The organism is Inquilinus sp. YAF38, assembly GCF_052113205.1.
GTDB lineage: Bacteria > Pseudomonadota > Alphaproteobacteria > DSM-16000 > Inquilinaceae > Inquilinus.
On record NZ_JBFRCU010000096.1, the window covers coordinates 1 to 18,032 of the forward strand.

Sequence of the window (18,032 nt, forward strand, 5' to 3'; positions counted from 1 at the left end):
GGCTGCGGCAGCAGCGGGAGCAGGCACGGCGCGAGGCCGAGATCCGGCGGAAGACCCGGCAGGACGAGAAGGACGATCGGCGCCAGGCCGCCGCCCAGGGCGTCGCCGCCGCCATCGCCGCGGTTTCCGACGCCGACGCCCAGGAGCGGCTGACCGCCGAGCTCCGGGAAAAGCTGACTGAGGATGAGCGCATCGACACCGACCTGGCCGACACCGCCTTGCCGATCGAGGCCCTGATCGCCAGCCTGTGCCGGGCCCTCGGCCTGCCGCCCTCCGGGACTCCTCCGGCCGGCGGGCCTGCTGCCGGCGGCCCCGCCGCCGCGGCAAAATCCGGGACCGATGATCCAGGCGCTGGCTCGAAGGGCCAAGCCTCCGGCTCGGCCCGGCGCCACGCCTCCTCGAGCCACGATCACACCATCCCGGCCGAAGAATTCGGCAGGCCCAGGGGCGGGCGCGGCATCCACACCGCCGCCACCGGCGAGATCTTCATCCAGGACCGAAAGCATGACCCGGCGCTGCCCGGGGATGACCGGCCGCCCGCTGATACCGGGCCGCCCGCCGCGGTGCCGCCGCCCGATCCGGCTTTCCCCCACAACCGGTACGGCTGACCGCAGGACCGGTCGCCGTGGCCGGAGGCATGCGCGTGATGTTTCCCGCGTGCGAGAGCTTTTCAGACTCCCCAAACCGTCATCCCCGCGAAAGCGGGGATCTCGTGACGCTTGGACCGGGCAGAGATTCCCGCTTTCGCGGGAATGACGACGAGAGAAGGGGTTTCTGTTCTGAAAAGATCTCGCGCAAGAACTTGCCGTCCTGACGCGATGGGGATCAGCCTGAGCTGGTCTGAACTCATCCTGCTCTAACGGGTCGCCACCGCCACCGCGGCGCCGGCCATCACCGCGCCGGTGCCGCGGTTGATCGCCCTGAGCGCCCGCGGCGACCGGAACATCCGGCGGGCGCGCAGGGCCAGCACGACATACAGCGCCAGCACCATGCCGTAGACCATGACCAGCGTGGCGGCGAGCTCGGTGAAGCCGATCCAGCTCAGCCGCGGCAGGTCGATGATGGTCGGCAGCAGCGCCAGGTAGAACAGCGTCGTCTTCGGATTGCCGAGGCAGACCGAGATCCCGGCCAGGAACAGCCGCAGGCCTTCGCCACGCACCGGCTGCGCCTCGACCGGTGCCGCCGGCGGGGCGGTCCACAGCCGCCAGGCGAGATACAGCAGATAGGCCGCACCGGCGTATTTGATCACCACGAAGACCGGCTGCAGCGTCGCCGCCAGCACGGCGAGGCCGAGCGCGGTGGCGCCGAGCCACAGCAGGTCGCCGGCCACCAGCCCGGCGCAGAAGGCCAGCGCCCCGCGGCTGCCGCGGCCCAGCACCCGCGCCACCAGCGCGGCGGTGGTCGGCCCCGGCACGGCGCAGGCGACGCCGAGCGTGACGGCGTAGATCAGCAGCGTCGACAGCTCCATCGGCTTACCTTCCCGAGTCAGGCGTAGAAACATTAAGAAATATATTATGCCAGACGAATTCATCTTGTCTCGCAGATCATTGAAAATACTCGATATTTGAAAAATTTCTAATTGTTTCCATCGTCTGTAATGGGCCGTCGAGGATTTTGACGTTCCGTTATTGCTTGTTCGAGCGCAATATCGGCGGCGAAAAAGCGCGTGGCCAGTCTAATCCAGGAATTGTCCTGGTTTCATTCATGCCTTCCTGGCCAGCCGAGATCATGTCTTTGTCGAGCTTGTTCCATCCCACCGCCATCATTGCGGCCGGCGCCGAGATCGGCCTGGGCACCCGCATCGGGCCCTATGCCGTCATCGGCGCGGGCGTGCGGCTCGGGTGCGACAACGTCGTCGGCCCCCATGCCGTGGTCGAGGGCGACACCGAGATCGGCGATCGCAACCACATCTTCCAGTTCGCCTCGGTCGGGGCGCCGCCGCAGGACCTGAAATGGGGCGGCGGCAACAGCCGGCTGCGGATCGGCGACGACAATGTGTTCCGCGAGCACGTCACCATCCATTCCGGCGCCGCGCGGCCCCTCGGGACGACCAGCATCGGCGACGGCAACCTGTTCATGGTCAACACCCATGTCGGCCATGACTGCCGCATCGGCAACCACACCCGCTTCGTCAACGGTGCGGGGCTCGCCGGCTATTGCGAGGTCGACGACCACGCTTTTCTCAGCGGTGTGGTCGCGGTTCATCAGTTCACCCGGATCGGCGCCCTCGCCTTCGTCGCGGCCGGCGCCATGGTGTCCCAGGACGTGCCGCCCTTCTGTCTGGCGCAGGGCGACCGGGCCCGGCTGGTGTCGCTGAACGAGGTCGGGCTGCGCCGCAACGGCTTCATCGAGGCGGATGTGCTGATGCTGCGCAAGGTGTTCCGCCTGCTGTTCCGCGGCGACGGCAGCAAGGCCGAGCGGATGGCCGCGGTCCATCATGCCTATGCCGGCCGCCGCGGGGTCGACCAGCTGCTGCGCTTCCTGACCGATACCAAGCGCGGTCTGGCAGCGGCCTGAATGCCGCGGGTCCTTCGTGTCAGGCGACCAGGGTCGGCGGCCGGCGGTGCCGGGTGGCGCTCTCATAGTCGAAGGCGAAGGACAGCAGGGCCGCCTCGCTCCACATCGGGCCGATGAAGATCAGGCCGAACGGCACGCCCGACGCGGTGCGGCCGGCCGGCACCGTCACGCCGGGCAGTCCGGCGATGTTGATCTCGGAGACTGCGGTCTCCTGGATCGTCTCCGCGCTTCCCGCGAGCGGCAGCTCGGTGCGCATCTGCGGGAACACCAGCCCATCGAGCCGATGCCGCGCCATGACCTCGGCGAAGATCGCGAGATAGGCCTCTTTCGCCGCCAGGAATTCGGACAGGTCCGGCGGCGCCAGCGGGTCGGCCAGGCTGGCCCGGAGCGCCGGCAGATCGGCCAGATCGGAGAGTACGCCGTCCGGGCCGAACGGATCCTCCGCCGCGACCGCGGCTTCGAAGGCGTCGAAGGACCGGATCGCGGCATCCGGGCCCAAACGCTTCAGATATCGGTCCAGGTCGTAGGGCAGGCTCTCGCTGCCGCGCGGGTCGTAGCCGTCGGCCGACAGCGGGCGGGCGATGTCGGCGAAGCCGGACCCCGCGAACGGATCGTCGACCAGGACCGCGCCCCGTGCCGCCAGCTCGCCGATCGCCCGCCGGTACGGCGCGGCCATCCCGGCCGACAGCGGCTGATGGCGCCACCCCGGCCCGTACAGGCCGAGGCGCTTGCCATTCAGTGCCGCGGCGTCGAGGCCGGCGGCGTAGCCGGCCCGCGGCCGGTGCCCGATCCCGGCCACGGTCTTCGGGTCTTCCGGGCTGAAGCCAGCCAGCACGTCCAGCGTCAGCGCCGCGTCGCGCACGCAGCGCGCGATCGGGCCGACGACGTCGCGGGTGCTGCCGGCCAGCGGCATGACGCCGGCATTCGGCACCAGGCCGAAGCTCGGCTTGATCCCGACCAGATCCTGGGCCGCCGCCGGGTTCTGGATCGATCCGCCGGTCTCCTCGGCCAGGCCCAGCACGGCGAGGCTGCCGGCCACCGCGGTGGCGGTCCCGGCGCTGCTGCCGCCCGGCTTCCGGCCGGGATCGGCGGCGTTCAGCGTTGCGCCGGCCCAGCTGTCATCGGCATGGCTGCCCGACGCGCTCAGCACCGGCACATTGGTCTTGCCCAGGATGACGGCGCCGGCGGCGCGCATCCGGGCAACCACGGTCGAATCCGTCGCCGGGATCAGGTCGATGCCGCCCGCCCGCGCGCTCAGCAGCCGCCAGCCGCCGGTGCTGGGCAGCCCGGCCATGTCCATGGTGTCCTTGACCACGACCGGCACGCCGGCCAGCGGGCCGATCGCCTCGCCTGCCGCGCGCCGCCGGTCGATCTCGCGCGCCTCGCGCAGCGCGTCCGGATTGGGCGTGATCACCGCGACATAGCGCGGGTTGTACCGGGCGATGCGGTCGAGGAAAGCCTGGGCCAGCGCCTCTGCCGTGGCGCCCCGGGCGAAGGCGGCCTGCACGTCCGCCACCGTCATCTCGACGGGGTCGATCGCGATCGATGCGGCAATGGTCATGGCGGCTCCGGACAGGTGCCGGACGATAGCATGAGGCCAGGCGTCGGCCGCAACGCAATGATTCGTAACAAATTTTGAGTTTGTCCCTTGCCGTCTCATGGGCAGGATCGGCGGCGTGCCGGAGTGTCCGGCGTTTCCGTTCGGGTCTCCGCATGACGTCACCCCTGATCCACCGCACCGCGATCATCGAGCCGGGCGCCGAGATCGGCGAAGGCACCCGCATCGGCGCCTATGCCGTGATCGGGCCGAAGGTCCGGCTGGGCCGCGACTGCATCGTCGGGCCGCATGCGGTGATCGAGGGGCGGACCGAGATCGGCGACCGCAATCAGGTCTTCCAGTTCGCCTCGGTCGGCGCGCCGCCGCAAGACCTGAAGTGGAAGGGCGAGGAGACGCGGCTGGTCATCGGCGACGACAACATCATCCGCGAATACGTCACCATCCAGCCGGGCGTCGCAGCCTCCGGCGGGCTGACCGAGGTCGGCGACGGCAACCTGTTCATGGCCTGCTCGCACATCGCCCATGACTGTCGCATCGGCAGCCACGCCCAGTTCGCCAACGCCGCGACCCTGGCCGGCCATGTCGAGGTCGGCGACCATGTCCATGTCAGCGGCCTGGCCGGGGTGCACCAGTTCACCCGCATCGGCGCCCATGCCTTCGTGGCCGCCGGCGCCATGGTGGCGCAGGACGTGCCGCCCTTCTGCCTGGTCCAGGGCGACCGGGCGCGGCTGGTGTCGCTGAACGAGGTCGGGCTGCGCCGCCACGGCTTCACCGAGCCCGAGGTGCTGGCCCTGCGCCGCGTCTTCCGCGCCCTGTTCCGCGGCACCGGTACGAAGGTGGAGCGGGAGGCGCTGGTTCGCCGCGACCATGCCGGCGACAAGGGCGTCGCCGAACTGCTGGAGTTCCTGTCCGACACCAGGCGCGGGCTGGTCGCGGCCTGACGGCAACGGTCCGGCCGTTCGGCGCGTTGCTGACTCGAAGCCGATCTTCGAGGAGAGTGCCATGACCGCCTTGGGCCCGGTTCGGGCCGGCATCACCGTCGACGCGCCGCCGGAGCGTGCCTTCGAGGCCTTCACCGCCGAGCTCGGCCGATGGTGGCCGCTCGCCTACACCTACGCCCAGGCGGAGCTCGACACCGCGGTGATCGAGCCGCAGGCCGGCGGCCTATGGTTCGAGCGCGACCGCGCCGGCCGGGAGACCGCCTGGGGCGAGGTCCGCGCTTATGAGCCGCCGTCGCGGCTGGTGCTGTCCTTCGCCGTCAGCCCCGAGCGCGCGCCGGAACCGGAGGCGAGGGCCAGCGAGGTCGAGATCCGCTTCGTGCCGGAGGGCAGGGGCACCCGGGTCGAGCTGGAGCATCGCGATTTCGAGCGGCACGGGGACGGGGCAGGGCGGCTGCGCGACGGCATGGCCTCGCCCGGCGGCTGGCCGCTGATCCTCGCCGATTTCGCCCGGCACCTCAGGGGCTGACGGTCAACCCACCGGCATCCCGGTCTCGATCCACTCGATCAGCGAACCGTGCTTCGGTGCCCAGCCCAGCTCCGCCCGGGCCCGTTTGCCGCGCGCCCGGCTGTTCGAGCCGAGCGAGTAGACGGCATGGCCGAAGCCCAACGCGGCGATGGCGTCGTCGACCGGCCAGGGCTGCGGCGCGCCGAGGCCGAGCCGCCGGGCGATCGCCGCCGCGGCCTCGGCGAAGGACGCCTCGCCGTTCTCGACATAATAGAAGGCGCCGGCCGGCGCGCGGGCCAACGCCAGGGCATAGAGCTCCGCCATGTCGTCGACATGCACGTTCGACCAGATGTTCAGGCCGCGCCCGATATGCCGGACCACGCCGGTTTTCCGTGCCGCGGCTACCAGCGCCGGGATCTGCACGCTGTCGGCATGCAGCCCGGGCCCTGTGCCGTAGATCAGGCTGTTGCACAGCACCGCCGACCGCACGCCGCGTCCGGCGGCGTCGACGATCAGCCGGTCGATCGCGACCCGCGCCGCCTTGCCCGGCACCGGCTCGACCGGCGTGTCCTCATCATAAATCCGGTCGGAGGCCCATTCGCCGCGAGCGTCGTCGGCCACCACGCTGGTGCCGCTGGTGTGCAGAAACGGCTTGCCGCTGCCGGCCAGCGCGTCGAGCAGCGCCTCCACCGCCGCCCGGTCGTCGGCGCTGGCGGCGTTGATCACCGCGTCGGCGGCCTTCGCCTCCCGCGCCAGCAAAGCCATGTCCGACAGGTCGCCCAGCACCGGCTCGATGCCCAGCGCCTGCAGCCGCGCCGCTTTCTCGGGCGACCGCACCAGGCCGCGGATCCGGTGCCCGTCCCACATCAGCCGCAGGGCGACGGCGCCGCCGATATAGCCGCTGGCGCCGGTCAGGAAGATGGTCATGCCGATGCTTTCGTCTGCGTTCAGGTCCTGAAGAAGATGGGGACAGGGGACCTGTGTCGGGAAGCCATCCGGTCGGACAAACTGGCGTGAAGCGAATTCACAGACGGCCACGGGGCCTCATACCAACGGCCTTTGAGATCGCCTCCTCAGCCCTTCCCCCGTCATGGCGAGGAGCGAAGCGACGTGGCCATCCAGGGGGCCGGGTGCGAGCGGCCCTGGATGGCCACGCCCCTGCGGGGCTCGCCATGACGGGTCAATTTTCCGGCCGCCGGCAATCAGTCTTCGAGGCGATCCAGGTCGTCGTACAGTGCTTGGCTGTGGCGGTAGAGCTTGTCGAACACCGGCTGCATCCGGGCGTAGCGCTCGGCCCATTCCGGGTCGGGCGCGATCTCGGCGCCGTAGCGCACGAACGCCGCGGCGGCGTCCTGCACCGTGGCAAAGCGGCCGGTGGCGGCGGCGACCATGGCGGCGCAGCCGACCACGCCGCATTCCGCCTCTTCCGGCACCAGGATCGGCAGGCCGGTGGCGCTGGCCTTGATCTTCAGCCACAGCTCGGTCTTGGCGCCGCCGCCCGACGAGATCAGCCGGTCCAGCGGCCGGCCCGACGCCGCCTCCATCACCCGGATGTGGCGGGTGACGGCGAAGGCCACGCCCTCCAGCACCGCCCGGTGCAGCTCGGCCAGGCCGTGGCCGGCGCCCAGGCCGAAGAACTGCGCCCGGGCGTTGCGGTGGGCGCCCAGCCGCTCGCCGACCAGATAAGGCAGGAACAACAGGCCGCCGGCGCCCGGCGCGGCCTCGGCCGCCTTGGCGACGATCTCGGCATAGCCCAGCGCGCCCTCATGGAAGGCGCGGCGGGCCCAGCGCATGGCGTCGCCGCCGCTCTCCAGCAGCACGAACGGCCCCCAGCCGCCCTCGATGGTGGCGACGTTGCAGATCTCGGGGTCCAGCAGCGGCGCCTCGGTGATCAGGGTGATGATCGAGGAGGTGCCGGTGACGTCGGAGACCAGCCCCGGCCGACAGGCGCCGGAGCCCAAGAGCGCCATCGGATAGTCGGCGCCGCCGACCAGCACCGGCGTGCCCTGCAGCAGGCCGGTCTCCACCGCCGCCGCTTCGGTGACGCCGCCCAGGATCTCCAGTGGCGACCGCAGCCGCGGCAGCTTGGCCGGGTCCAGCCCCAGCAGCGCGATCATGGCGGGCGACCAGTCGCGCGTCGCCGGGTTCATCAGGAAGCTGCAGGAGCCTTCCGTCGCCTCCATGGCGATCTCGCCGGTCAGGCGGAAATTGACGTAGTCCTTCGGCATCATCACCGCCGCCGCCCGGCGATACGCCTGCGGGTCGTGGTCGCGGATCCAGGCCAGCTTGAAGCCCGGCCAGGCCGGCGTCGGCGGGTTGCCGCTCTCGGCCAGGTAGGTTCCGGGCGCATGGTCGCGCTCGAACGCCGCGACGAGGTCGAGCGTGCGCTTGTCGTTCCACAGCGGGACTGTGTCGCGGGTCAAGGCGCCGGTGTCGTCGACCAGCACCGTGCCGTGCATCTGGCCGCAGGCGCAGACCGCGGCGACCCGGCCGCGGGCGCCCTCGACCTGGTCCAGCACCGCCCGCACCGACTGCACCACCCCGGCCCACCAATCGGCTGGCCGCTGCTCCGACCAGCCGAATTGCGGCACGATCTGCTCGTGCTCCCTTGCGGCGATGGCCAGGATCCGGCCGTCGCCATCGACCAGCGCCGCCCGCGCGCTGCCGGTGCCGACATCGATCGAAAGGGCGAGGTCCTGGGTCATGGGCCGGTTTGCCACGTTGGTTTTCGGTAGTAGGGCTTCGGAGAGATCCCACCGTCAACCCAGCCCGGGAACTGGCTTGCGCCCCCAGCGGCATCGGATCACTCCTTCGATCAAGCAATGACGCCATGGGAGTCCGAGCCGTGACCGCCTCTCCGCCCGCCACCCGGCCGACGCTCTATTTCATCGGCGTCACCACCGGCAGGAGCTCGATCATGACGGTGTTCCCGGCCTGGGCCCGGGCGCTCGGGCTCGGGGACGCCGTGATCCGCGGCATCGACTTCCCGCTGCACGCCGACCCCGCCGCCTACCGCGAGGCCGTCGCCTTCATCCGCGCCGACCCGCTGTCGCTCGGCGCCCTGGTCACCACCCACAAGATCGACCTGTTCCACGCCTGCCGCGACCTGTTCGACGAGATCGACCCGCACGCGGCCCGGCTGGACGAGGTGAGCTGCCTTTCCAAGACCGGCGGCCGGCTGGTCGGCCACGCCAAGGACCCGATCTCCGCTGGCCTCGCCTTCGACGCCTTGGTGCCGGCGGGCCACTTCGCCCGCAACGGGGCCGAGCTGTTCTCGATCGGCGCCGGCGGCGCCGCCATCGCCCTGACCTGGCACGCGATGCACGGCCGGGCCGACCGGCCGGCGCGGATCGTGGTGTCGGACCGCAGCCCCGAACGGCTCGACGAGATCCGGCGCCTTCATGGCGAGACGGGGCGCACCATCCCGGTCGACTATGTCCTGGCGCAAGGGCCTGTCGACAACGACGCGGCGCTGCGCGGGCTGAAGCCGGGATCGGTGGTGGTCAACGCCACCGGCCTGGGCAAGGACGCTCCGGGATCGCCGCTGACCGACGCGGCATCGTTCCCGCAGGGCGGCATGGCCTGGGATCTCAACTATCGCGGCGACCTCCTGTTCCTGGACCAGGCCCGGCGGCAGCAGGCGGCGCGCGGCCTGACGGCGGAGGACGGCTGGACCTATTTCATCCACGGCTGGACCCGGGCGATCGCCGAGGTCTTCCACATCGAGATCCCGACCTCCGGCCCGCGCTTCGACGAGCTGTCCCGGATCGCGGCCGCGGCGGCGCGGCGATAGGCCGTTCACCCCAGCTTCTTGATCAGCGCCATCGCCGCGGCCGGGGCCTTCGGCTTGAAGCCGTTGATCATGTAGATGAAGACGTCACGCGACTTTGGCGCCTTCTTCTCCGGCGCTCCGACCGGCGTCAGGTCGTCCGGCGCGCCGCCCTCGGCCCAGGCCTTGGCCCGCTTGGCCCACAGGTCCAGCGCCTTCGGGGCATAGCCGGTCTCGATCTCTTCCGAGGCGCCTTGCAGCCGGGCGTAGACAAAGGGGGCGGTGACGTCCGGGATCTCCGGGAAGCCGTCCTTGTCGGTCAGCACCACCGCCACCTTGTGGGCGCGCAGCATGTCGATGAATTCGGGATTGCGGAAGCTGTCGTGCCGGACTTCGGCCACATGGCGCAGATCGTAGCCGTCGACGCTGTGCGGCAGCAGCTTCAGGAAAGCCTCGAAATCCTTCGGATCGAACTGCTTGGTCGGCAGAAACTGCCAGTTGATCGGCCCCAGCTTGTCCTTCAGCTCGGTGATGCCGCTGCCGACGAAGCGCTCGATCGATTCGCCGGCCTCGGCCAGCACCCGCCGGTTGGTGGTGAAGCGCGTGCCCTTGACCGAGAACACGAAGCCCTCGGGCGCTTCCTCGCGCCATTTGGCGAAGGTCTCCGGCTTCTGCGAGCCGTAATAGGTGCCGTTGATCTCGATCGAGGTGACCTGGCGCGAGGCATATTCCAGCTCGCGCTTCTGAGCCAGCCCTTTGGGATAGAAGGTCTCGCGCCACGGCTCGAAGGTCCAGCCGCCGATGCCGACGCGAATCCCCGATGCCTGCTTCGCCGCCATGGCGTCCTCCCGTTGGTCTGTGGCGACCATCGGAACATATGGCGAACGAGGAATCAAGCGCCGGCCGCACCGGGCCGGCGCTTCACGCGATCAGAGCTTGATCTGCAGCTTGACGTCGGCCGGCCTTCCCTCGGCCGCGCGCTCAAAGGCGGCGATGCTGTCCTCGAAGCCATAGGTGTGGGAGATCAGCGGCTTCAGGTCGACCTTGCCGGAGGCGATCATGGCAATCGCGCGGTCATAGACATTGGCGTAGCGGAACACGGTCTCGATCCGCACCTCCTTGGCCGCGGCGGCGACCAGGTCGACCGCCACCGGCTCGACCGGCATGCCGATCACCACCAGGCAGCCGCCCGGGCGGACGATATCGAAGATGCCGGGATAGGCGCGCGGGCTGCCGCTGGCTTCGAACACCACGTCGGCGCCCCAGCCATCGGTCGCCGCGGCCACGGCGTCGGCCAGCTTGGTCTCACGGATGTTGACGCCGGTGATGCCGGGATAGCGCTCGGCGATCGCCAGCTTCTCCGGCAGCAGGTCGGAGATCAGCACCCGGCTGCAGCCGCCGGCCAGGGCGGCGAGGGCGGCCATGATGCCGATCGGGCCGGCGCCGATCACCACGGCGAAGTCGCCGGGCTGGATCCGCGCCTTCACCGCCGCCTGCAGGCCGACGGCGAAGGGCTCGACCATCGCGCCCTCGGCGAAGGAGACATTGTCCGGCAGCTTGAAGGTGAAGCCGGCGGGGTGCACCACCTCGGGCGTCAGGCAGCCATGCACCGGCGGGGTCGCCCAGAACACGACACTGGGGTCGACATTGTAGAGGCCGAGCTTGGAGGCCTTGGAGGTCAGATCGGGAATGCCCGGCTCCATGCACACCCGGTCGCCGGGCTTCAAGCTGGTGACACCGGGCCCGACCTCGGTGACCGTGCCGGCGGCCTCATGGCCCAGCACCATCGGTTCCTTCACCACGAAAGGCCCGATCCGGCCATGGGTGTAGTAGTGCACGTCGCTGCCGCAGACGCCGACGGTGTCGATCCTGATCCGGACATCGCCCGGCCCGAGGGTCCGGGGCAGGTCGATCTCGCGCAGCGACAATTCCCTCTGGCGCTCCAGGACCAAGGCACGCATCTCGCATCCTCCCGAATTCGGGCCGGACGCGCGGCCGGCCCCTCACGTCCTTGGTACGACTTTTGTCGCCGGCGGGGAAGATGCGGCTGCACATATGTTTAGTTCTGATTACCAATGTTCATGGCGTCACCCCGGTCGGACGGGGTGACGCCATGAAGTATCTCGAGCGGGAGCCTCAGCCCGCCAGCGCCAGATAGTCCCGCTTGCCGACCTCCACGCCCTTGTGGCGCAGGATGTCGTAGGCCGTCACGACGTGAAAATAGAAGTTCGGCAGCACCATGTTCAGCGCGTAGTTGCGGCCGGTGAAGTCCACCTTGCGGTCGCGCAGAGTGAGGGTGATGGTCTCCTCCTCGCGGCCGTCGACCTGGTCCGGCCCGACGCTCTCGAGATAGGCGACGGTCTTGGCCAGACGCTCCTGCAGCTGGGCCAGGGTGGTCTCGTTGTCCTCGAAGGGCGGCGGCGTCAGCCCGGCCAGGCGCGCGGCGCCGAACTTGGCGGCGTCGCTGACCCGCTGGATCTGGCCCGACAGCGGGTACATGTCGGGGGCGAGGCGGGCCTCGACCAGCGTGTCGGCCTCGGCATGGGCCGCGGCCTTGTCCAGCAGCGTCGACAGCATGCGCAGCTTCGGCAGCATCACGCCGATCGAGATCTCGTGCAGGGAGAGGGGCAAGGGAATGCTCCGATGGAAGGTGGGCGCCGCATCGGCCCGGGCGTTCGGCGGCAGGTGATTCCTCCGCCCTCGACTCGCTTGCGGTCAAGCGCCGCACGCGTGTCGGCTTGACCGCCGCATCGCCTTCTGTACCAATCGGTAAAGTCAATTCGCCGGTACAATCCAGGAGAACCGTCATGGCCGCCGACCGTCCGCCGCTGCCGCCCTTCACCCGCGAGACCGCGATCCAGAAGGTCCGGGGGGCCGAGGATGGCTGGAACAGCTGCGATCCCCAGCGCGTCTCGCTGGCCTATACCGAGGACAGCCGCTGGCGGAACCGGGCGGAGTTCCCGCAGGGCCGCGCCCAGATCGTCGAGTTCCTGACCCGGAAATGGGCGCGGGAGCTGGAATATCGGCTGATCAAGGAGCTCTGGGCCTTCGAGGGCAACCGCATCGCGGTCCGCTTCGCCTATGAATGGCGCGACGATTCCCGCCAATGGTACCGCTCCTATGGCAATGAGAACTGGGAGTTCGACGAGCACGGGCTGATGCGCGTCCGCCACGCCTCGATCAACGACCGGCCGATCGCGGAATCGGAGCGCAAGTTCCACTGGGACCGGTCCGGCCCGCGGCCGGCGGACCATCCAGGCCTCAGCGACCTCGGGCTCTAGCCTTGCCCAGGGTGGTGGCGGAGCGGGCGGATGTGCTGCCCGCCTTGGCCGAGGTGTTCCGCGAGCATGGCTATGAGGGCGCCAGCCTGGCCCTGATCGGCCAGCGCACCGGCCTCGGCAAGGGCAGCCTCTATCACTTCTTCCCGGGCGGTAAGGAGGAGATGGCGGCGGCGGTTCTGGCCGAGATTGACGGTTGGTTCGAGCAGCACATCTTCCGCCCTTTGCGGGAGGAGGATCCGCACCGCGCGGTGCCGGAGATGATCCGCGCGGTCGACGGCTATTTCCGCTCCGGCCGCCGGGTCTGCCTGGTCGGTGCCTTCGCGCTCGGCGATGTCCGCGACCGCTTCGCCGACGCCATCCGCGGCTATTTCGCCGCCTGGACCGATGCGCTGGCGCTGGGGCTGGAGCGGGGCGGGCTGGCCGAGGACGAGGCTCGCGACCGGGCGGAGGAGGCGGTGGCGGCGATCCAGGGCGCCCTGGTCCTGGCCCGGGCGCTCGACGAGACCGCCGCCTTCCGCCGCTCGCTGGCGCGGATCGAGGCCCGGCTCACGGCCGCGTGACCGGGTCCTCGCCCAGGAAATCGATGAGTGCCTCCGCGGTCTCCTCCGGCCGCTCCTCCTGCAGCGTGTGGCCGCAGGGCAGGGGGCGGCCGCGGACATTTGCCGCCTTGTCGCGCCAGGTCTGCAGCACGTCGTACAGTTCGCCGACCACGCCCTTCGCGCCCCAGAGCGCCAGCAGCGGCGCCTCGACGCGGCGATCGGCGTCGGCGGCGTCGTGCTCCAGGTCGATCGTGGCGGCCGCGCGATAGTCTTCGCAAATGGCGTGGATCGCGTCGGGCTGGCGGTAGCAGCGCAGATACTCCTGCACCAGGGCCTCACGCGGCACGCCCGGCGTCCGGCTCTGCCCGGCCAGGTGGTGGCGCAGGAAGAATTCCGGGTCGGCCTCGATCAGCCGCTCTGGCAGCGGTGCCGGCTGGATCAGGAAGAACCACCAGAAATAGCGAGTGGCGAATTCGCGGTCGGTGCGGGCGTACATCGTCGCCGTTGGCGCGATGTCCAGCACCGCGATGCGGCGCACCGCCTCCGGATGGTCCAGCGCCATGCGGTGGGCGACGCGGCCGCCGCGGTCATGGCCGACCACGGCGAAGCTCTCGTGGCCGAGGGCGCGCATCACCGCCACCTGGTCGGCGGCCATTGCCCGCTTCGAGTAGTGCGTGTGGTTCTCGCCGCCCTCCGGCCGGGAACTGTTGCCATAGCCGCGCAGGTCGGCGGCGACCACCGTGTATCCGGCTGCGACGAGCCGAGGCGCCACCTCGCACCAGGTGACATGGGTCTGCGGGTGGCCGTGCAGCAGCAGCACCGGGGGCCCGTCGCCGCCGCGCACGCCATGAATGCGGATCCCGGGCGCGGTCTCGATGTCGAAGGGCGTGAAGCCGGGCATCAGATCCTGGGTCATTGGTCCCCAGTCTCTCAGCGCCGGAGCGGCAGCTGGTAGCGGAATTCGTCGCTGGGGCCGCCCTTGAAGTGATCGGCGTTGCGGATCAGCCCGGTCCGTTCGAAACCGAGCGCCTCGACCAGGGCGATCGAGGCCGCGTTGCGGGTGTCGATCGAGGCCCCGATCGCGGTGACCGCCGGCTCGGCCGCCAGCGCCGCGACCACGGCGCCGACCGCCCGGCGGCCGATGCCGCGCCCCTGGCAGCGACGGAAGACGAAATAGGCGATGTCGGCCGCGCCGCTGCTGCCGACCGTGGCCTCCACCAGCCCGGCATAGCTGTGGTCGGGAACGCGGATCGCCCAGTTCAGCCAGGCCTGGTCCCCGGCCGGCGACCGCCGCGCCGCCAGTCGCTCGAACCGGGCCCGCAGCGTCGCGGCGTCGGCTGGCGGCTGCTGCGGGATGAAGCGGTAGAGGGTCGGGTCCGCCAAGCCGTCGAACAGCCCCTCGGCATGGCTGGGGCGCAGCGGCTCCAGCCGCAGCTCTCCGGCGGCGAGCACCGTCTCCGCCAGGGCGGCGATGGCCGGGCTCAATGCGCCCGGTCGGCGGGCGGCTGCGAGATCCGGTCGACCAGGGCGATGCCGATCGCCGACAGGATGAACACGCTGTGGATCACCGTCTGCAGGATGATGCCGGTCTCGGTGTAGCCGGTGTTCTCCGCCGCCCCGACATTGCCGGCGCCGATGAAGGTGCGCAGCAGGTGGATCGACGAGATGCCGATGATCGCCATGGCCAGCTTGACCTTCAGGATGCTGGCATTGACGTGGTCGAGCCATTCCGGCTGGTCGGGATGGCCGGCCAGCCTGAGGCGGGAGACGAAGGTCTCGTAGCCGCCGATGATGACCATGATCAGCAGGTTCGAGATCATCACCACATCGATCAGCCCCAGCACCACCAGCATGATCTGCTGCTCGGTGAAGTCGATGGCGTGGATCACCAGGTGCCACAGCTCCTTCAGGAACAGGAAGGCATAGACCGCCTGCGCCACGATCAGGCCGAGATACAGCGGCAGCTGCAGCCAGCGTGAGCCGAAGATCACGGCGGGCAGCGGGCGCAGCTTGGGCGGCGTCGGATCGGGGGAGGCGTCGCGGTCCTGCGGCATGGTCGGCTCCGGAAGCGGTGGTCGAGCGCCTTATACAGGCGCGGCGCGCCCGGTCGGAGAGGGATTTCCGGAAAGCCGGCTGTGCGCCTCGATTCGTCGGGGGTGCCATTCTTTCGACAAACATGATAGGTTTGAATGGCTTGTCGTCGATCCCTGCGATCACGATGCAAGACAGGGCGCTTGTGCCCGGGGGAGTCTGGAGGGGGCCGCCATGGCCGGTAGGGGACGCTGGCTGAAGACCGCCGGTATGCTCGGTCTGGTCGCAGGGTTGATCGCCGCGTGCGGCAGCGACAAGCCCCGGCCGTCCGGCAGCAACATCGCCTATTGGGAACCGCAGATCCAGAAGGCGTCGAAGCGCTTCAACGTGCCGCCGGAATGGATCCGCGAGGTGATGCGGATCGAGAGCGGCGGCCGGTCGACTTGGAAGGGCGGCCAGCCGATCACCAGCTCCGCCGGCGCCCAGGGCCTGATGCAGGTGATGCCCGCGACCTATGAGGAGCTGCGCCAGAAGCACAGCCTCGGCCGCGACCCCTACGATCCGGAAAACAACATCATGGCGGGCACGGCCTATATCCGTGAGCTGTACGAGATGTACGGCTCACCGGGCTTCCTCGGCGCCTATAACGCGGGCCCCGGCCGCTACCGGCAATATGTCGAGGACGGGCGCAGCCTGCCGCCGGAGACCCGGCGCTACATGGACATCGTCGGGACGCAGATCGCCGGCATCGAGCCGGGCTCCAGCCGGCCCGACCGGATGACGCAATACGCCGAGCAGCAGATCCAGAACCGGGTCGACGACGCGGTTGCGGCCCGCACCGGCCAGCCGGGCAATCGGTCGCCGGTGGTGATGGCGATGGCGCCGATCCCCGACCGGCTGTCGCCGGAGGAGCAGGGCACGATGAGCCGGGTCGACGCGGCCATCGCCGACCGCACCGGCCAGCCGCTTGCGGCGCAGCCCATCCCGGTCCAGGCAGCGCCGATCCGGCAGGCGCCGCTGCCGGCGCCGGCGTCGCGCCCGGTGGTGGTGGCAATGCAGCCGATCCCGGACCGGGTGGCGCCGATGCCGGCAGCGGTCGCACCGATCGCACCGGTCCGCCAGGCGGCGGTCCGGCCCGCGCCCGTCCGCATGGCGCCGATTCCCGACCAGCCGCAGGTCGCGCCGGTCGACGACGTGCTGCTGGCGATGGCCGCCTCGCAGCCGGAGCGGCCGAGCCCGGCCCCGGTCGCGACCCGCCCGGCTGCCCAGCCGCAGGCCCGGCAGGCCAGGGCCGTGCCTGGACCCGCGCCGGCCGTGGTGACGGTTGCGCCGACCCGGGTGGCGGCGACCGCTCCCGCGGTACCGGTCCGGCGCCAGGCAGGCAGCCTGCCCAGCGGCTGGTACGTGCCTTCGGCGCCGGGCAAGTAGCCGGTTGACCTCGGTTGTCGAAGTTGTCGTCTTTGAGGCTGAACTCGCTGCTGCGGGCCGCAACGGCTGGCAGAGATGTAGGGCGCTGCGGGCTGCCGCGGCGATGGGGATCGTCTCTTGGCTGTATGCTTGCAGGCGCCGGATTCGCCACCGCCCCGCCCACGAGACTGGACGAACTTTCTTGTTTTCAGCCGCCTACCTCGTATAGGGGATGGCGGTCGATTTTGATGGGTCTTCATCCCTATTTTAGGCTAGTTCAGCCGAAAGCCGAATTTGTGCATAGTTCAACCACGGGGTAGTGGTCATAGAATATTATTGAGCAACTGGCATAAAATATTATTAAAAATTGATGTAATTTGTGGCAACAATTCCCGAATAATTGTCTCGGGTGGCCAAAATAAATGGAATTGCACAGAATGGTCTGCCGCTCCGCTCAAGAAGACTGCCCTGCTTGCAGCGGGGCGGCATCAACCTAAGGAGCACGAGATGTCCCTGAGCATTGCCATTCCTGAACTCCCGTCGCAGCTGTCCTCGATTTTTGCGCCCCGGCCGGTCGTGGAGGCGCGCGAGCCAGCCCATATCGAAGTGGCCCGCAGCCACTACCGCAACCTGGCCGTCAGGCTCGATCCGGCCGACCGGACCTACTGGTGCTACATGCAGCCGGAAGGCCGGCCGAGCTTCACGCCGGAGCTGCTGCACGACATCACCGACATGCAGCAGTCGATCCGACGCATGTTCATCGAACGGGCGGATGAGGAGCCGCCGATCCGCTACTTCGTCTTCGCCTCGGGGCTCCCGGGGATCTACAGCCTGGGCGGCGATCTGGGTCTGTTCATCGAGAAGATCCGGCTCGGGGACCGGGCGGCGCTTCGCCGTTATGCCCATGCCGCGATCGAGCCGATCCATCGCAACTACGCCGCCTTCGACACGCCGATCATCACCATGGCCCTGGTCCAGGGCGACGCTCTTGGCGGCGGCTTCGAATGCGCGTTGTCGCTCGACATGATCGTGGCTGAGCGGAGCAGCAAGATGGGGCTGCCCGAGATCCTGTTCAACCTGTTCCCGGGCATGGGGGCTTACAGCTTCCTGTCCCGTCGCATCGGCGCTGTGGCGACCGAGAAGATGATCACCAGCGGGCGGATCTACACCGCCGAGGAGCTGCACGAGATGGGCATCGTCGATGTGCTGGCCGAGGACGGCAAAGGCACCGAGGCGATCCATGAGTACATCGCCGAGAACGGGCGCAAATACAATGCGCACCGGGCCCTGATCCAGGCCCGGCGCCGGGTCAACCCGATCACGCTCGGCGAGTTGCGGGACGTGGTCGACATCTGGGCCGACGCTTGCCTCGGCCTCAGCGAATCAGATCTTCGCAAGATGGCGCGGCTGACCCAGGCCCAGGATCGTCGGCGCGCCGCGGTGGTGCCGACGATCGCGGCCGAGTGACGTTCGATCTCATGGTC

General features: G+C 69.7%; 19 protein-coding genes. 9 read left to right on the forward strand and 10 right to left on the reverse strand.

Annotated features, from left to right (window positions below):
• Positions 1 to 608 (forward strand): hypothetical protein (locus tag AB4Z01_RS30125; protein WP_441699885.1); only part of this gene is annotated, 608 nt, incomplete at its 5' end.
• A 248-nt stretch (positions 609 to 856) separates the two neighbouring features.
• Here AB4Z01_RS30125 and AB4Z01_RS30130 read toward each other — a convergent pair.
• The gene (locus AB4Z01_RS30130) at positions 857 to 1,468 is read right to left on the reverse strand and encodes a LysE family translocator (protein WP_441699887.1); all 612 of its coding nucleotides are present in this window, start codon (positions 1,466 to 1,468) and stop codon (positions 857 to 859) included.
• 266 nt (positions 1,469 to 1,734) lie between these two features.
• On the opposite strand from AB4Z01_RS30130, the gene lpxA (AB4Z01_RS30135) reads away from it, so the two are divergent.
• Positions 1,735 to 2,517, forward strand: coding sequence for an acyl-ACP--UDP-N-acetylglucosamine O-acyltransferase (lpxA, locus tag AB4Z01_RS30135; protein ID WP_441699889.1), 783 nt, complete (start codon positions 1,735 to 1,737; stop codon positions 2,515 to 2,517).
• A 19-nt stretch (positions 2,518 to 2,536) separates the two neighbouring features.
• Here the strand turns inward: lpxA (AB4Z01_RS30135) and AB4Z01_RS30140 are convergent, their stop codons facing one another.
• Positions 2,537 to 4,078 (reverse strand): amidase, encoded by a 1,542-nt coding sequence (locus tag AB4Z01_RS30140; RefSeq protein WP_441699890.1) that lies wholly within the window; start codon positions 4,076 to 4,078, stop codon positions 2,537 to 2,539.
• A 152-nt stretch (positions 4,079 to 4,230) separates the two neighbouring features.
• Between AB4Z01_RS30140 and lpxA (AB4Z01_RS30145) the strand changes: the two genes are divergently transcribed.
• On the forward strand, positions 4,231 to 5,016 hold the full coding sequence (lpxA, locus tag AB4Z01_RS30145) for an acyl-ACP--UDP-N-acetylglucosamine O-acyltransferase (RefSeq protein ID WP_441699892.1): 786 nt from the start codon (positions 4,231 to 4,233) through the stop codon (positions 5,014 to 5,016).
• Positions 5,017 to 5,077: 61 nt separating this feature from the next.
• Positions 5,078 to 5,542, forward strand: coding sequence for an SRPBCC family protein (locus tag AB4Z01_RS30150; RefSeq protein ID WP_441699894.1), 465 nt, complete (start codon positions 5,078 to 5,080; stop codon positions 5,540 to 5,542).
• A 3-nt stretch (positions 5,543 to 5,545) separates the two neighbouring features.
• On the opposite strand, the gene AB4Z01_RS30155 is transcribed toward AB4Z01_RS30150, so the two are convergent.
• A complete protein-coding gene (locus AB4Z01_RS30155) occupies positions 5,546 to 6,448 on the reverse strand; it encodes an NAD-dependent epimerase/dehydratase family protein (protein ID WP_441699895.1) in 903 nt (300 codons plus the stop codon).
• A gap of 275 nt (positions 6,449 to 6,723) precedes the next feature.
• Positions 6,724 to 8,226, reverse strand: coding sequence for a xylulokinase (locus AB4Z01_RS30160; RefSeq protein WP_441699897.1), 1,503 nt, complete (start codon positions 8,224 to 8,226; stop codon positions 6,724 to 6,726).
• Positions 8,227 to 8,366: 140 nt separating this feature from the next.
• Here AB4Z01_RS30160 and AB4Z01_RS30165 point away from each other — a divergent pair, with 140 nt between their 5' ends.
• On the forward strand, positions 8,367 to 9,314 hold the full coding sequence (locus tag AB4Z01_RS30165; RefSeq protein ID WP_441699899.1) for a shikimate dehydrogenase family protein: 948 nt from the start codon (positions 8,367 to 8,369) through the stop codon (positions 9,312 to 9,314).
• A gap of 5 nt (positions 9,315 to 9,319) precedes the next feature.
• Here AB4Z01_RS30165 and AB4Z01_RS30170 read toward each other — a convergent pair whose 3' ends face one another.
• From AB4Z01_RS30170 to AB4Z01_RS30180, 3 genes are all read right to left on the reverse strand, one after another.
• Positions 9,320 to 10,129, reverse strand: coding sequence for a DUF72 domain-containing protein (locus AB4Z01_RS30170; RefSeq protein WP_441699901.1), 810 nt, complete (start codon positions 10,127 to 10,129; stop codon positions 9,320 to 9,322).
• 90 nt (positions 10,130 to 10,219) lie between these two features.
• Positions 10,220 to 11,251 carry an NAD(P)-dependent alcohol dehydrogenase gene (locus AB4Z01_RS30175; protein WP_441699903.1) on the reverse strand — a complete coding sequence of 344 codons (1,032 nt, stop codon included), beginning with the start codon at positions 11,249 to 11,251 and terminating at the stop codon, positions 10,220 to 10,222.
• Positions 11,252 to 11,426: 175 nt separating this feature from the next.
• Positions 11,427 to 11,921, reverse strand: a complete 495-nt coding sequence (locus AB4Z01_RS30180; RefSeq protein ID WP_441699904.1) for a DUF1993 domain-containing protein — start codon at positions 11,919 to 11,921, stop codon at positions 11,427 to 11,429.
• Positions 11,922 to 12,097: 176 nt separating this feature from the next.
• On the opposite strand from AB4Z01_RS30180, the gene AB4Z01_RS30185 reads away from it, so the two are divergent.
• Entirely contained in the window at positions 12,098 to 12,571 is a 474-nt protein-coding gene (locus AB4Z01_RS30185) for a nuclear transport factor 2 family protein (RefSeq protein ID WP_441699906.1), read from the forward strand.
• 11 nt (positions 12,572 to 12,582) lie between these two features.
• Positions 12,583 to 13,131, forward strand: a complete 549-nt coding sequence (locus tag AB4Z01_RS30190) for a TetR/AcrR family transcriptional regulator (RefSeq protein ID WP_441699923.1) — start codon at positions 12,583 to 12,585, stop codon at positions 13,129 to 13,131.
• Here AB4Z01_RS30190 and AB4Z01_RS30195 read toward each other — a convergent pair.
• The 3 genes from AB4Z01_RS30195 to AB4Z01_RS30205 are packed head-to-tail and all read right to left on the reverse strand — an operon-like array spanning position 13,118 to position 15,164.
• Positions 13,118 to 14,026 carry an alpha/beta fold hydrolase gene (locus AB4Z01_RS30195; RefSeq protein ID WP_441699907.1) on the reverse strand — a complete coding sequence of 303 codons (909 nt, stop codon included), beginning with the start codon at positions 14,024 to 14,026 and terminating at the stop codon, positions 13,118 to 13,120. The genes AB4Z01_RS30190 and AB4Z01_RS30195 overlap by 14 nt on opposite strands.
• Positions 14,027 to 14,040: 14 nt before the next feature.
• Complete coding sequence (locus tag AB4Z01_RS30200) at positions 14,041 to 14,595, reverse strand: GNAT family N-acetyltransferase (protein WP_441699909.1); 555 nt, start codon at positions 14,593 to 14,595, stop codon at positions 14,041 to 14,043.
• Positions 14,592 to 15,164 (reverse strand): TIGR00645 family protein, encoded by a 573-nt coding sequence (locus tag AB4Z01_RS30205; protein ID WP_441699911.1) that lies wholly within the window; start codon positions 15,162 to 15,164, stop codon positions 14,592 to 14,594. The genes AB4Z01_RS30200 and AB4Z01_RS30205 overlap by 4 nt, the downstream gene beginning before the upstream one ends.
• Positions 15,165 to 15,375: 211 nt before the next feature.
• Between AB4Z01_RS30205 and AB4Z01_RS30210 the strand changes: the two genes are divergently transcribed.
• Together AB4Z01_RS30210 and AB4Z01_RS30215 are read left to right on the forward strand one after the other, a co-directional pair.
• Positions 15,376 to 16,569 (forward strand): transglycosylase SLT domain-containing protein, encoded by a 1,194-nt coding sequence (locus AB4Z01_RS30210; RefSeq protein WP_441699912.1) that lies wholly within the window; start codon positions 15,376 to 15,378, stop codon positions 16,567 to 16,569.
• A 486-nt stretch (positions 16,570 to 17,055) separates the two neighbouring features.
• On the forward strand, positions 17,056 to 18,015 hold the full coding sequence (locus tag AB4Z01_RS30215; protein WP_441699914.1) for a crotonase/enoyl-CoA hydratase family protein: 960 nt from the start codon (positions 17,056 to 17,058) through the stop codon (positions 18,013 to 18,015).
• Positions 18,016 to 18,032 lie beyond the last annotated feature (17 nt).